This is a genomic window from Autumnicola tepida (assembly GCF_031846485.1).
GTDB lineage: Bacteria > Bacteroidota > Bacteroidia > Flavobacteriales > Flavobacteriaceae > Autumnicola > Autumnicola tepida.
In genome coordinates, this window is record NZ_JAVRHQ010000007.1 from 119396 (window position 1) to 133925 (window position 14530).

A 14530-nucleotide genomic window follows, 5' to 3' on the forward strand; every position below is an offset into this window, starting at 1 on the left:
TAAGCATATAATTTTTCAAATTAGTTTTAATATGATGTGTGAGCAGCATAAAATTAGAAGTTTTAAGAAGATAATTCTGTTAATCTCTATTTTATCTATTGGTTCTTGTAAACGGCAGATAAAATCTGATATAGAGGCAACAGAGGTTAAAAAATTTAAATATGTAGATAAAGTATATCCCTTATTAGATACTAAAAATTCAAGATGGTTTTATTTTTCATCTGCGAGTAGGCCCTTTGGAATGGTGAATTTAAGTCCGGATACTCAAATAAATGGTGCCTGGGATAGTGGCTATCGTTTTGATATAGATACAATCAAGGGTTTTAGTCATATTCACGCATGGCAACTATCCGGTGTTTCGGTAATGCCGGTTACTTTTTCTGAGGGTTCAGAACAAGCTATTTATACTGACTATTATTCGAAATTTAGTCATAAGCGGGAAGAAGTTTCACCTGGATTTCATCGAATAATTCTTGAGAGGTATCAAATAGAAGCTGCCTTTAGCAGTACCAAACGAGTTGGGTTTCATAAATATTCTTTTCCGAATGGCGGAGAAAAAGGAATTCTTTTTAACCTGAATACCATATTGGGACCTTGTGAAAATTCAGAAGGAAAATTGATAAAGATTGATGATAAAAGTATCTCAGGTTCTGTAGTTGCTTTACCCACACATAGAAGGCCAAAACCTTTTAAGATTTATTTTTATGCTACTTTAAATAAATCTATTGATGATATAAGGCATGATCGGAATACAGGAAATTATCTGTTAAAATTAAATACTAATACGAAGGAATTATTCATGAAGGTGGCTCTTTCTTATACTTCTGTTGAAAATGCTAAGCAAAATCTTGAGGCCGAGTTACCGCATTGGGATTTTAAAAAGTTGATAGAAGAATCAAAAGAAGAATGGAATGATCTTTTAGGAAGAATAGAAGTAACAGGGGGATCTTCAAAAACCATTCAACGATTTTATACAGATTTGTGGCATTCATTGCAAGGAAGAAGAGTTATTAGTGATCACAATGGAGCTTATCCAGATTATACAGGAGCTTCTTTTAAGATAAAACAATTGCCTTTGGACAAAAATGGAAAACCAAAATTTAATCATTATAATTCTGATTCCTTTTGGGGAGCTCAATGGACTATCAATACTCTCTGGGGATTAGTTTATCCTGAAATTATGCAAGAATTTTCATCGTCTCTGCTGCAGTATTATAAAGATGGAGGCTTGGTTCCCAGAGGTCCCTCTGGAGGTAATTACACATATGTTATGACAGGGGCTTCATCTACTCCTTTTATTGTGAGTGCTATTCAAAAAGGGATTTTAAGAGACCATCTTGATTCGATTTACCTGGCGCTAAAAAAAAATCATATGCCGGGAGGTATTATGGAAAAAGCCGGCTATGAACATGATACTAATGAAGGTGGTGGGTTATCTTATTATTTAGAAAATGGCTATGTTCCTTATCCTTTACCCGATGGAGAATTTGGATCACATCAGGACGGGGCAAGTTTAACTCTGGAATATGCCTATCAGGACTGGACATTGTCTCAGCTAGCATCAAAATTAGGGTATAAAAAAGATGAGGTTTATTTTAAAGAGCGTGCCCAAAATTATAAAAATGTCTTTAATCCAGCTTCGGGTTGGATGCAACCTAAAGATGTTTTTGGAAATTGGTCTGCCAATTACGATTCATATCAGTATCGACATGGTTTTATAGAGGCTAATGGAGCTCAGGCAACGTGGTTTGTTCCGCAGGATCTAGAAGGGCTGGCAAATTTGATAGGAGGAAAGGAAAAAGCTGTTCAGAAATTGGCAGCACAGTTTAAAATAGCTAAAAAATCAGGTTTTACTTCTGGAAATTCACACGCAGCCGAATTACATCCTGAATATAGAAGGATACCTATTAATTATGGTAATCAGCCTTCGATACAAACAGCGTATATTTTCAATCAATTAGGAAGACCAGACCTTACGCAATTTTGGTCTCGAAAAGTAATAGATGAAGTGTTTACTGGCTTAAATGAAAATACGGGTTATAATGGAGATGAAGATCAGGGGCTGATGGGTAGTTTAGCTGTTTTAATGAAGATAGGAATTTTTCAAATGAATGGAGGTACCGATGAAGATCCGGCCTATCAAATTGGAAGCCCTATTTTCGATTCCATTACCATTAAACTTCATCCTGATTACTATCCGGGAAAAACATTTACCATATTGGCAGAGGATAATTTAAATTCTAATTTGTATGTTCAAAAAATGAAGTTAAACGGAGAGGTTTTTAATAAAAATTCCATTAATCATTCAGACGTTATTGCAGGCGGAAAACTCAGATTACAAATGGCTAGCAAACCAACATCAGATTATAAAAATTAATTACGCGGTTCCTTCAAAGAGCTCATAAAGGGCTCAGTAAATAAGTTTTAGATGTTGCCTTGTAATAGTAATTCACTTGCTTCATCCAAAATAGCAGTATCCAATTCCTTTAAATAAACTTTTGTAGTTTTCACATCCTGATGTCCGAGTGATTCACTTATAATATCTGTTCCCGCTCCTTTTTGTTTTAAGCAATTGGCGAAGCTATGCCTGGCGACATAACTAGTAAGAGGTTTATCAATTCCGGCGAGACTTGCTAATTCCTTTAGATCCTTATTAAACTTGCTCAGGGTTTTTCTTTTCCTATCGTTTAATTGAGTGGGGGTGAGATTTTCCCTAAGGAGTATTGGAAAAATGTACGGTCTTTTAGTTTTACGGTAATAGTCAAGTATTTCTTTTACCGGTGGCATAATCTTTATAATGAAGTTTCCCTTGGTTTTTGCTCTTGTATAATGAATTCTGTCACCGGAAACATTACTCCACTTGAGCCTCATCATATCGGCGAAATTCATTCCCCTGGTATAAAAGCTAAAAATAAAATAGTTTCTACTGTTGATTAGATGAGGCTTATCACTCAAATCTAAATTTTGTAGGTTATGGACCTCTTCAATGTTAAGGGCTTTTTTAATTGCTTTACCTTTTAGTTTGGATATTTTATAGTGTTTAAAAGGGTAGAATTTTTCGTCTATTATTCCCCTTTTTATTGCCACGTTGAAAATAGCCCGTATAGCTCGCATTTTCACTCCAATACCTCCACCGGTTCCGCCTTTATTGCGAAGATATACTTCATATTTATCTAAAAAGGTAGGGGTCACTTCGTAAAAATGTAAAGACTTTTGTTTTGCGAATTTCTGCATTGAATTCTTAGTATGGTGATAAATGGCTGCATTGCTCATTCTCCCTGCCGCTTTAAATTCATCAATTTGCTCCTGCCAAAATGAAAATATATTTGAAGCCTCTGGATTTGATTGTATCCTAAACTTTCTTTCAAAATCATTCAGGGTATAGAAATCCTGGTTCATTTCCAGTTCGCTTATGACTTCTAAAGCACGATCTTCAAATTTTCCTATTAATCGATTAGACTTAAGTTGCTGAGTAAATTTTTTATTAAATCTTCCTAACTTAGAATCCCATTCATTTAAATTAGCTTCGAATGGAGTTCCAAAGAATTTAGATTTACGATCTTTGGTTACCCTTAAAAGAACCGGATATTTTCCGTTTCTTAGTGAAGTTTTGCGGAGGATGGTTTTAATTGAAGCCATAGCTTTATCTTTTAGATTTCCCTCGATTTTATGTACAACATATGTACAACATATGTACAACAAATTGACAAATAAAGGTAATTTAAAGAAACCAAAATAAAAATAAATATTCATAAAACATTTAAAATCAGTTATATGAAAACAAATGAAAGTTACGAGTAGGCGATTTTTGACTTCTCATAATCAAGGGGTCCCTGGTTCGAGCCCAGGTGGGACCACCTATAAATAAAGGCTTCACAAGGTTTTACCTGTGGAGCCTTTTTTCATTTGCACATAATTTGCACATACACGGTTTTTTTAACAGTATTCTAGTGTATTACTTCTCCAAACTGAATCAAGTTCCTTAACTAAGGCAATTAGTTGCTCCTTGTTCATAAAATTAAATAATGATCATATAAGAATGCCTTGATTTTAAAGGCATTTATAACCTAAAGATGCTGTTTTATCAAATAACCGTCAATAAGAACTGTAAATTATTAATAACTTTTCCATTAGGCTATTGAGACAAATTAGAATAATCCTCGAGGGGATAAAATACGAATTTGGCAACTAGTCCAAAAATGGAACAAGTACAATACCAGTCCTGGTCTGGTGGTGAACCAGTAGCGGACCAGTTGTGGATAAGCCTTGGGACGGTTCTCCGCTAAAATAAAGAAACGCGCTATCGCGCCTAAACATCTTAAATGGAAATTTTTTTAAAAAATGATCTGGCCAAAAAGTTTTTTTGTTTTAGTATTTTCTTCTATAAACCTTTCTTTTATGTTTTCAGCTTTTGCCGCTTTTTAAAAAGAAAAAGAGGTAAAATAGTGTCAATTAGCTGAAAACGATAATTCCCCCGGTAATAGACAATATTGTTCCTTTTATCATTGTATTTTAAACACTGTTCCATGGCTTTTTTATTCGGCACTATGCTTCCATAGTTCTTTTTCACCTCCAGCAGGTTTTGCTTTACGGCACAATCCTTTAGCCGGGAAGCGGTGGCTGTGGAGATTTTAAAGATCTTACAGAGGCCTAAAACAGAAAGTGGCGCAGGTGCTTCTTTAGAGTTGAAGTTTGGAGAAAGAAAATGATAGGTACTGCCTTTTATCTGTACGCTTTTCTTTCTCCTTACTTTTCTCCAGAAATCCATATGAAGATATCCATAAAGTATCGCCCCGGTGATTGCTTTAATGTTCCTGTACGAATGGAAATCTACCGGATAAGAAAGCCTGGCTTTCCAGCTGTTCTCCCTTCGTATCCTGTCAAAGGATTTGATGATGTAATATCCCGTTTTCGCATTATATTGAAGCCAGCCCTTTTCTACCAGAAACCTGATATAGTTTAAGGTGGTTCTTCTTGAACTAATTTCTTCGGTAAGCTCCAGGAATAATAGTTCTCCGTCATTTAATTTTGTCTTGCCGGTTGGGTAGAGCAGCTTTAGGGACAAAAAGAACTGCAGCTTTTTGGCATAGCCTTCCTGCTGTGCGTTTATAAATAACTGTATAGGAACCGATACCTCCATTTCTACTTCAACTTATTATTCCTTGAGAGTTTATTTCCTTCTTTTTCTATGACGATTTATAAATGCCGTGATATCCTTTAAATTGTAATAGATCTTGCCTTTAACCTGGGTATAATCTATAAGGCCTTCTTCCCGCCAGTTCTGAGCGGTTTTTGCTGTTATTTTGAACAGCTGGATGAAATCGGCATTATCCAGGAGGATATATTCGGGATCCCGGATCTGCCGGATTCGCAATTCCCTGGTCAGCGCATCGATCTTTTCTTCCAGGGAATGGATGCTGAGCATAAATGGGTGTGGTGTATCTTTCATTTCATTTAATATTTTAGGTGCTTGCAAATTATTTCCAATAGTTGTCCCTATCAGGAAACTGTTTCTTCTCCACGTAACGGGGTTCCTTTTTGGGTTCCGCTTGTTCCAGGAGCCCCATCAGAATTCCGGCCGTAGGTTTGGTCTGGGTCTTTTCAATGTCTTTTAAGATGGCGATCACCCCATTGATCCTTTTTTTGATCAGGTTTTCCATAGTCTGCATCCTTGGCCCCAAATCTTCTGTTGGCGCAATGCCATTGTGTTCAAAAAATTCCAGCATCAGTAGTAAGGTCATCGATTGTGACCTGGAAATTCCTTTGCTGTACTTCCTGAACTTCCTGGCTACAGAGGTTTTGATACTGATGGTCACAAAGCCCTCTTTTTCATATCCTTTATCCATTTTTCAGTGAATTTTTTCCCGGTTTTGTTGGGCTGCCAGAGGTTTTCAATTAAAAATCAATGCTAAGCCTCATTTCTAACCTGTTTAACTATTTATCAAAAACTTGTAAATCAATTAATTACATTAAAAGCGGAAAATGTAACATCGCGGAGCGGGTTACCCTCTTGCTATTCCACTTTTGCCCCTACGGGCAAAAATTTCATACCATCCTGCCTTAAACCAAAAGCGGTTTGAGAGGACAGAAATTCCCAAAATATTTTGTTCAGATGTATATTATTACCAGTGAAGTCAAATCAAAAAAACAGGTAATATTACGTTAAAAGCTGCTATAGTTCAGTACTTTAAAAATACGCAAAATCCTTATTTAAAGCGCATTATATCACCTATTTATGTGAAATTAATTTTGACCTTATTTGATTCGATTTGATGTTAAAAACCAGGTACGAAACATTAAACAGCAACAAATCCAGCCAATTAAAATGAAGTCCTTTTCACCTATTACTTTTTTTATCCTGAGCGTTTTCCATTTTTAAGCATTTTTAAAGGAAAAAAGCGATTGGAATATAATTTTCTGTTGCTTCTATTTACTTCCTTCAGAGCCTTCGCTGTTACCATTTTTTGTTGTCCGGAAAATTTGGGATTTAGAATTAGGATAGGACGTAGTGACAATAATTCAATAAGAGCAGGAATTACCTTCCAGTCCGGCTAACTTCTAAATCCCATAACTTCGCATGATTAAAAAATGGTAACGCTGGAAACGACTCTGGTGGTAAAAATAATAATGAAAAGAGCGGGTACTTTAGGAATTATTAGGTTAAAAGTTCATATCTACGGACGCATACCTGAAAGTTATGAGGAGAGGAATAATTTTCAGGTATGGGTCCATGAGCTTTTTCAACGAAGCGCTTTTTCCTGGAGGAACGGAAGGGAAATGGGCTGAGCATTGATCTATCATCAAAATATCCCCTCTTTAACCCCAAAGATTCGGCTAAGATTGAGAAATTACTAAAGGCAAAAATTAGTATAGCTATTTAACTGTCTCCACGGCTGGTTCTGAAAGTTTCTCAAGAAATTCCAAAAAGTTAGTTTCCTGTACATCCAGCTTTTTTCTAATCCTGTAACGTGCAGTTTCCACTCCCCGGACAGAAATATTTAAGAGCGGAGCTATTTCTTTATTAGTAAGGTTCATCTTTACAAATGCGCAAAGGCGGAGTTCCCTTTTGGTCAATTTTGGATCTATCTCCTTAAGCCGTTTGAAAAAATCCTTATGCACCTTTTCAAAATGAACATCAAAAACATTCATGTATTCTTCCCCAATGCGATGCTGGTGAAGTTTATGAAGGATATCCTGAAGGTTTTTACGCGCCATCTGTGTTTTCAGACTTTTCCGGAATTCCTGCAGGCTCTGGTAAGTTTCTGAAAATATATCCTTCTTTTGTACCAGCATCATGGTATAGTTGGCCAGCTCTTTACTTTTTCGAATATTATCTTCTTCCAGAAGCTGTTTGTCCTTTCGTATGTTCTCCTTTTCCTGCTTTAGTTTTAGTTGCTCTATTTCCAGTTGTAGCAACTTCTGGGTTTTTTCAGATGCCAATTTTGCTTTTAGCCGTTCCTGATGAATTTTTCTTCTAATTAGAAATACAAGAAGGAAACAAAGTGCAATAAAACCCAGGATATACACAAGGATGGCAAGTGTAGTTTGATACCATACCCTTGGAACATTAAATTTGTACGAAATAATATCACCCTCCATCCCTGAAAGGTCCCTGCTGCGCACCTTAAAGATATAATCGCCCGGCCTCAGGTGGGTATATTCTTTAAATGGAGTATCCTCCCAGGCCGACCATTTCTTATCTATTCCTTCTAATATATACTGATACTGTACTGTGGAAGCAGGTGACATTTCGGGCGCCGAAAATTCAAATCTCACAATATCAGATTCTATGGGAAGTTGTATTTCTTCAGCGGTATTTAATGGAAGAAAAATTCTGTTTTCACCTTCTACAATGGAAATACTATTCAGTTTAGTAGGAACTTTATAGTTCGGTAAGGCTGAGGCAATATTAAACCAATATAAGCCTGTAGTGGCTCCTATTAAAACTTTCTCATCAGGCAAAGGATAAATACTTTCCATTCCCCTGTTAAGGTTTCCCTTTAAATTCAGAAACAGGTTTTTATATATTTTCGGCTGGTCTTCATCTGGATTAAAATATCCTATTTCATCATCCTGAACAAACCAGGCCCTTTTCTCTCCCATCAGGAGTTTACGAGTGTTGTAAGCAGTATCTAATATCGAATTCAGGGGTTTATAAGGCTCAAATCTGTTTGCCTTTTTCTGAAATTCATAAACACCCGTGTTGGTGGTAAAGACAATATCATCTTTCCATTTGGTCACATTCACATTAAACGGAGAACTAAGGCCATTTTGATCGGTAAAATGGTCTACCGCATAAACCCGGCTATAATCTTCAGTAAATTTAACTTTGTAAACACCCTTATAACCGTGGCAAACCCAATAGGTGCTTTTCTCTTCAGCTTTAAGAATATCCCTGGTAGATTCATCAAAACCGCTGATTTTGCCACCAAGGTTCCATTCGTTACCACTCCGGGTCAAAAGATATAGTCCGCTGTAATTACAGGCAAGATAAGCATTGTCTTTTTCCGGGATTGGCAAAATTTTCCAGAAGCCATCTACGTCCCCGATTTTATGTGCCAGTCCAGAATCCAGCTCAAACAATCCTTTATCATGACCAATGATAACAGAACCTTTTTCTTTTTGTACAGACCATGCCTGTCCTTCAAAGTTAGGAATTTTAGTAAAAGTAAATTTGTAGTTGTTCTCACCGCTTAGAGAAAGATTACTATAATAGACACCTTTGTTGGTAGCAAGATATATTTGCTCTCCATCCAGGAGAATATCGTAGATAGACGCTTCACTGAATAAATGCGAAACCGGGCTCGTGAATTCTACAAAATCCAGCCCGTTGTTCAATAGAGCCCATACGTTTTGACCATTACTAAACAAGTTAAGTACAGATGAGTTGGAAAGTTCTGAAAATAAGGGAGATTCTGGAACTACTTCTCCCCCGGAAGTAACCATTATGATCCCGGAACTTAAGGTTCCCAGGAGGTAATTTTCACCAAATTTACGGGAAGAAATCACCTGATCGGTATTGCCGTTCTCAAAAACCTTCCTCCAAAGTTCAATTTCCCTTTTCTCAGGATTACTCTTATAAAGGTTGCCGTTTTTTGCAACAAGTATAACTTCCCCGGCCTGTTCACCCGGAAGAAACCCTATGATTTCGCTATTGTCGATTAATTTTTGATCAAAAACCAGGGAAAGACGCATTGAATCAGGGTCAAAACTGAAAATGCCGTGATTCGCATCCTGTACAAAAAACGTATTATTTGCTACACCAGAAAAAGTAAAGGACAGGTTTGAAGATATTTGCGTAGCAGAGTTACCGGAAATTGTTATAAGCTGCCCAAAAGACCTGTAAATTATATGGTCCTTAAATTCATGTACCTGCCAAAGGTTTTCAAGTTTTTCCTCATCAAGCTCCAGCTTTTCCAGCAAGGATTTATACCTGTACTTGCCAAGAGAATCTTTCGTTATAATTCCTAGTTCATTGAATCCTCCGGCATATACTAAGCCTTCTTTAGTAGTGGTCAAACTACGGACAGAGGAATTATTGGGTAGGGTAATTTTCTCCCATCTTTCCCCGTCAAAAATCAACACCCCGTCATTATTCCCAAAATAACTTATCCCTTCATTATCCTGGGTCATGGTCCAGAACTGAACATCGGCTTGAAAATCCTTTTTGGAGTAATGGGTGATCCTGGGCAGATTACTAAAATCATCCAGTTTATTCTGAGAATATCCTGAATAATCATTAAAAAAAATGAGTGCCAGAAAAAGATGTATCAGAAACTTCAATGTGATTAAAAGTATTTGAAGTATAAAGATATGAAATTTAAAGAAATTGTTAAGTCTTTAATTCTATTACATTTATCTGAATTGCAAACACTTACCTGTTTTGGCGTAACCAAGGCGTAGTTGCTTTAAGAATTTGGCGTAATTCAAATGTAGCGCTTTTTTTCTGGGTGATATTATCATATTCTAATTTAGAAGCCTGTTAAATTAATTTGAAAACGTTTTCGAGTTGTTCATTTTATTAAATCATCAATTCGGAAGTTGGTTTCATCTAATGTATAATTTTAAGAACATTATAAATCATTTAATTCTGATGAAAATTAAAAATTATTTATGGGTGTTGTTTTTATTGGTATTAGGTTCAACTTGGGCCCAGGATGGTGAAATATCCGGGACCGTTTTTGATGCCAATACTAATTTACCCTTACCTGGTGCCAACGTTTTAGTTAAGAATTCGAACCGTGGCACACAAACAGATTTTGACGGGAATTTTACCTTACAAGCTTCCACGGGGGAAACCCTTGTGATTTCTTTCCTTGGGTACGTCAATAAAGAAATTTTACTGGAAGGGCAAGAGAATCTTCAAATCGCCCTGGCCGAAGATGAACAGGCGCTGGGAGAAGTAGTTGTGGTAGGATACGGTAGCCAGCAAAAAAGGGATATTACGGGTTCTGTATCTACCGTTGATGAAGAAGCCTTCGATGACCGCCCCAATACCCAGGTCGGGGCTCTATTACAGGGAAAGGCTGCCGGGGTACAGGTGGTTTCGGGTTCAGGAAAACCCTCTTCAGGGTTTAATATCCGTATAAGAGGTACAAACTCCATCAACGCCAGCAGTGAACCGCTTTATGTGGTAGACGGGGTCCCAACCACCGATACCCGTTCCCTTAACCCGGCTGATATCGAAAATATTTCGATTTTAAAAGATGCCGCTTCTGCAGCAATTTATGGGGCGCAGGGAGCTAATGGGGTTGTGCTTATAACTACTAAAAAAGGTAGCTCAGGAAAACCACGTCTCAGCTTCGATACCTATGTGGGCGTTTCACAGGTCTGGAATACCCTGCCGGTTTTAAACAGTGAGCAATATCGAGACCTCATGACAGAACTCGGTAGAAATACAGACTGGAGCCAGTACACGGAAAATACGGACTGGCAAAATGTGATCTTTAAAGATGGCCTGTCTAACAACTACCAATTGTCCATGTCCGGTAAAAATGAAGGCACCTCCTATTATCTTTCAGGCGGATATACTAAGCAGGAAGGTGCTGTGAGAAGTTCAGAAATGGAACGCTATAACTTTAAAATAAATTTTTCTCAGGAAGTTACCGACTGGCTGGAGATGGGTACCAACCTGGCGTATACCCATTATTCTGATGTTGATGTAACAGACAATACCAGCGTAAACAGCGGGGGTGTACTTCTAGGAGTTTTATCAACCCCTCCAAATATTGGAATATATAATGCGGATGGTACTTTTACAAGTAATCCTTTCCAGGATTGGGAAAACCCCGTCGCTTCCACAGATGGAGCTCAAAGAGGTTACGTGAACCAGCGATTACTGGGAAATGTTTATGCCGAGATTAAATTCTTTGATGACCTTACTTTTAAATCCAATATAGGAACGGATTATAGTAATGCGCATTACGATTATTTCCTGGATCCTTTCAGGACCAGCTACGGCAGGGCCATGAACGGGATAGGAAGGTATAATACCAACCTTACAAACTATTACATCTTTGATAATACGTTAAACTATACTGCAAAGTTTGGAAATCATAATATTGAAGCCCTTGTAGGTTCTGTTTATCAAAAATACAAGTGGGAGAACAGTACTCTCGAAAGAAGGAATTTTGCAAGTGACGAGATCACCACCCCTAATGCAGGTTCTGAATTGATCGCAGGCTCTGCCGATAAAGCTGAAAAAGCAAATGCTTCTTTTCTGGCCAGGTTGAATTACAACTTTAATGACAAGTACCTTTTAACGGCTAATTTCAGGGCTGACGGTTCCAGTAATTTTGGACCGGGAGAAAGATGGGGGTATTTTCCTTCCTTCTCCGCAGGATGGAGAATCTCCAATGAATCTTTCATGGAAGAAAGCAATACTATTTCTGACCTCAAATTAAGGGCTGGATGGGGATTGGTTGGAAACGATCAAATTGGCAACTACGCCTATTTTGGAAGAGTGGGAAGCGGTGGAAATTACCCTATTGGAGGTATAGTAATGCCTGGTACCTATCCGGCTTCAATAGAAAATGAAAATTTGAAGTGGGAAGAGTCCGAACAGGTGAACGTTGGGCTTGATATTTCGTTTCTTCATAACAGGATTAGCTTTACAGCCGATGCTTACCTGAAGAATACACGGGATCTGCTTCTTAACGCTCCTTTGCCTAGGTCTACCGGTTTCGATAATGCCATCCAGAATATTGGCCAGTTGAGAAACAAAGGTCTGGAATTTCAGCTTAATAGTTTTAATACCCAGGGAGCATTTGAATGGCAGACTAATCTCAACATCTCCTTTAACCGCAACGAGGTGGTGGATATTGTAGGCCAGGAAATCTTAACAGGATCAATTGCCGGGAGAGGAGAAGTAAGCCTTGTGAGGGAAGGACAACCTCTTGGCTCATTCTATGGATACATCTGGGGCGGCGTAGATCCTGAAACCGGAATGGCTTATTACATTAACAATGAAGGTGAGTCGACTTTTGAACCTTCCGCGGATGATCGTACTATTATAGGAAATGCAAATCCGAATTTCATCTATGGTATTACCAACACCTTTTCTTACAGAGATTTTGGACTTTCCGTCTTTCTGCAGGGGTCGCAGGGCAACGATATCTTCAATGCTACAAGAATAGAGACTGAAGGAATGATTGATTCTAAAAACCAATCAGCTGCCGTGCTGGACAGATGGAGAGCACCTGGTGATGTAACCGATATTCCAAGGGCAATTGCAGGAAATACCGATAATTCAAGGTTATCCACAAGATTTGTGGAAGACGGTTCCTATTTGAGAATGAAAGCCTTAACTCTAAGCTACAATCTTCCGGAATCTTTAATCAACAAGATGAGCATGCAGAATGTGAAGCTATATGCCACGGGAGAAAATCTATTCACTATTACAGATTATTCCGGTTTTGATCCTGAAGTAAATGCGTTCGGAGGAAGTAACACCACTTTGGGTGTGGATTACGGTACTTATCCCCAAACCAGAAATTTGATACTTGGACTTAATCTTACTTTTTAAAAATTGATTGTCATGAAAATTATAAACTTTAAGAAATATCTTTTCGGGCTTGTTTTAGCAGCCAGCTTAACTGCCTGTGATGATGAACTTGATCTTCAGCCTATTTCTGAAGAAACAGTAGACAACGCTTATTCTACCGGCACTCAGCTTGAAGCTGCACTTACCGGGGTTTACGAATCTTTCCAGTCTAACGACTATTATGTTTGGGACAGGGTGCTGTTTGAGGATGTGAGATCAGATAACGCATATGCCGGTGGGGATAACCCCGAAATATTCCAGATGGATGAGATTGATATTTCTACTACCAACAGCAGGGTTTTCAATGCCTGGTCTGCCATTTACAATGCCATATCCAAGGCAAACCTGGTAATAGAAAGAGCCCCTCAGATCGAGCAGGATATTACTGAACAACAACGCGAGCGATTTATCGGTCAGGCGCTTTTCCTTAGAGCTTTCCATTATTATAACCTGGTAAAATTATGGGGAGGCGTTCCTCTTATCACCGAGACTATTAAGTCTACTGATCCTTCAGAAGTAAGAATCCCGCGCAATTCAAAAGAAGAAGTGTATGCACAAATCATAAGCGATCTTGAAATGGCTGTAGAAATGCTCCCGGATACTTACGGGGATGATGCCAGTATAAACAAAGCCCGTGCAACCAAAGGAGCTGCAAACGCATTGTTGGCCAAGGTATATGCCCAAAAGCCCAGCCCTGATTATGCCGCTGTCTTGGAATATGCAAATGAGGTAATCAATAGCCCGGCAAATTATGAATTGTTGGATAATTATGATTTTCTGTTTGACGGCAATCACTACAACAACAGCGAATCTATCCTTGAAGTGCAATATCTTGGCGGAGACGAGGGAACCTGGGGACCACAAATGCACCTTCCTCCCTCTATAAGCGGAGATACCTGGAGAAAATTTGTTACTCCTTCCTTAGACCTTGTTGCTGCGTTTGATTCAGAAAATGATGAGATAAGAAAAGATGCCACCATACTATTTGAATCCGTGCCCTGGATTGATGAATACTGGGGAAATTCGCCCAACAGCAGTGTACCTTTTGCCTATAAATGGAGAAATGCCAGTGGCTGGGCCAGCGCAGACGATATTTATCTTTTACGCCTTGCCGATATTATGCTTATGAAAGCTGAAGCTCTAAACGAATTAGGAAGGCCGGGCGAAGCTGCCGGTGTGGTAGACGTTATTCGCGAAAGGGTAGATTTACCACCCCTTACAGATGCCGAAACTGCTTCAACAGAAAGCATGCGTGATGCAATTTTGAAAGAGAGAAGGTTGGAACTGGCATTGGAAGCCGAGAGGTGGAGTGACCTGGTAAGATATAATGTCGCGGTGGAGACCATGAACAGTGTAGACGATGTGGACCTCAGGGACAATCAGCCTGTGGATTACAACATGACGCAGGATGAAGTGCTGCTTCCAATTCCGCAGAATGAAATAAACCGTAATCCCCAGTTAACTCAAAATCCCGGCTATTAATAAATG

At 38.5% G+C, this 14530-nt stretch carries 9 protein-coding genes; 4 read left to right on the forward strand and 5 right to left on the reverse strand.

Annotated elements, in window-relative coordinates:
- Positions 1 to 31: 31 nt before the first annotated feature.
- Entirely contained in the window at positions 32 to 2377 is a 2346-nt protein-coding gene (locus tag RM553_RS08000; RefSeq protein ID WP_311534402.1) for a GH92 family glycosyl hydrolase, read from the forward strand.
- Positions 2378 to 2424: 47 nt separating this feature from the next.
- Here RM553_RS08000 and RM553_RS08005 read toward each other — a convergent pair whose 3' ends face one another.
- The 4 genes from RM553_RS08005 to RM553_RS08020 all read right to left on the reverse strand — a co-directional run bounded on the left by RM553_RS08005 (position 2425) and on the right by RM553_RS08020 (position 5846).
- On the reverse strand, positions 2425 to 3639 hold the full coding sequence (locus tag RM553_RS08005; protein WP_311534403.1) for a site-specific integrase: 1215 nt from the start codon (positions 3637 to 3639) through the stop codon (positions 2425 to 2427).
- Positions 3640 to 4396: 757 nt separating this feature from the next.
- The gene (locus tag RM553_RS08010) at positions 4397 to 5140 is read right to left on the reverse strand and encodes a hypothetical protein (RefSeq protein ID WP_311534404.1); all 744 of its coding nucleotides are present in this window, start codon (positions 5138 to 5140) and stop codon (positions 4397 to 4399) included.
- 30 nt (positions 5141 to 5170) lie between these two features.
- Positions 5171 to 5449 (reverse strand): helix-turn-helix domain-containing protein, encoded by a 279-nt coding sequence (locus tag RM553_RS08015; RefSeq protein WP_311534405.1) that lies wholly within the window; start codon positions 5447 to 5449, stop codon positions 5171 to 5173.
- 28 nt (positions 5450 to 5477) lie between these two features.
- Positions 5478 to 5846, reverse strand: a complete 369-nt coding sequence (locus RM553_RS08020) for a BfmA/BtgA family mobilization protein (RefSeq protein ID WP_311534406.1) — start codon at positions 5844 to 5846, stop codon at positions 5478 to 5480.
- 742 nt (positions 5847 to 6588) lie between these two features.
- Here RM553_RS08020 and RM553_RS08025 point away from each other — a divergent pair.
- A complete protein-coding gene (locus RM553_RS08025; RefSeq protein ID WP_311534407.1) occupies positions 6589 to 6786 on the forward strand; it encodes a hypothetical protein in 198 nt (65 codons plus the stop codon).
- Positions 6787 to 6873: 87 nt separating this feature from the next.
- Here RM553_RS08025 and RM553_RS08030 read toward each other — a convergent pair whose 3' ends face one another.
- Positions 6874 to 9783 (reverse strand): helix-turn-helix and ligand-binding sensor domain-containing protein, encoded by a 2910-nt coding sequence (locus RM553_RS08030; protein ID WP_311534408.1) that lies wholly within the window; start codon positions 9781 to 9783, stop codon positions 6874 to 6876.
- A gap of 310 nt (positions 9784 to 10093) precedes the next feature.
- On the opposite strand from RM553_RS08030, the gene RM553_RS08035 reads away from it, so the two are divergent.
- Positions 10094 to 13024: a SusC/RagA family TonB-linked outer membrane protein gene (locus RM553_RS08035; RefSeq protein ID WP_311534409.1), complete on the forward strand. Its 2931-nt coding sequence runs from the start codon at positions 10094 to 10096 to the stop codon at positions 13022 to 13024.
- 12 nt (positions 13025 to 13036) lie between these two features.
- Entirely contained in the window at positions 13037 to 14524 is a 1488-nt protein-coding gene (locus tag RM553_RS08040; protein ID WP_311534410.1) for a RagB/SusD family nutrient uptake outer membrane protein, read from the forward strand.
- Positions 14525 to 14530 lie beyond the last annotated feature (6 nt).

Bases quoted from the DNA above. Each gene is read 5' to 3' on its own strand.
- RM553_RS08000 (WP_311534402.1), top strand. From the start codon at position 32: ATGATGTGTGAGCAGCATAAAATTAGAAGTTTTAAGAAGATAATTCTG.
- RM553_RS08005 (WP_311534403.1), bottom strand. From the start codon at position 3,639: ATGGCTTCAATTAAAACCATCCTCCGCAAAACTTCACTAAGAAACGGA.
- RM553_RS08010 (WP_311534404.1), bottom strand. From the start codon at position 5,140: ATGGAGGTATCGGTTCCTATACAGTTATTTATAAACGCACAGCAGGAA.
- RM553_RS08015 (WP_311534405.1), bottom strand. From the start codon at position 5,449: ATGAAAGATACACCACACCCATTTATGCTCAGCATCCATTCCCTGGAA.
- RM553_RS08020 (WP_311534406.1), bottom strand. From the start codon at position 5,846: ATGGATAAAGGATATGAAAAAGAGGGCTTTGTGACCATCAGTATCAAA.
- RM553_RS08025 (WP_311534407.1), top strand. From the start codon at position 6,589: ATGGTAACGCTGGAAACGACTCTGGTGGTAAAAATAATAATGAAAAGA.
- RM553_RS08035 (WP_311534409.1), top strand. From the start codon at position 10,094: ATGAAAATTAAAAATTATTTATGGGTGTTGTTTTTATTGGTATTAGGT.
- RM553_RS08040 (WP_311534410.1), top strand. From the start codon at position 13,037: ATGAAAATTATAAACTTTAAGAAATATCTTTTCGGGCTTGTTTTAGCA.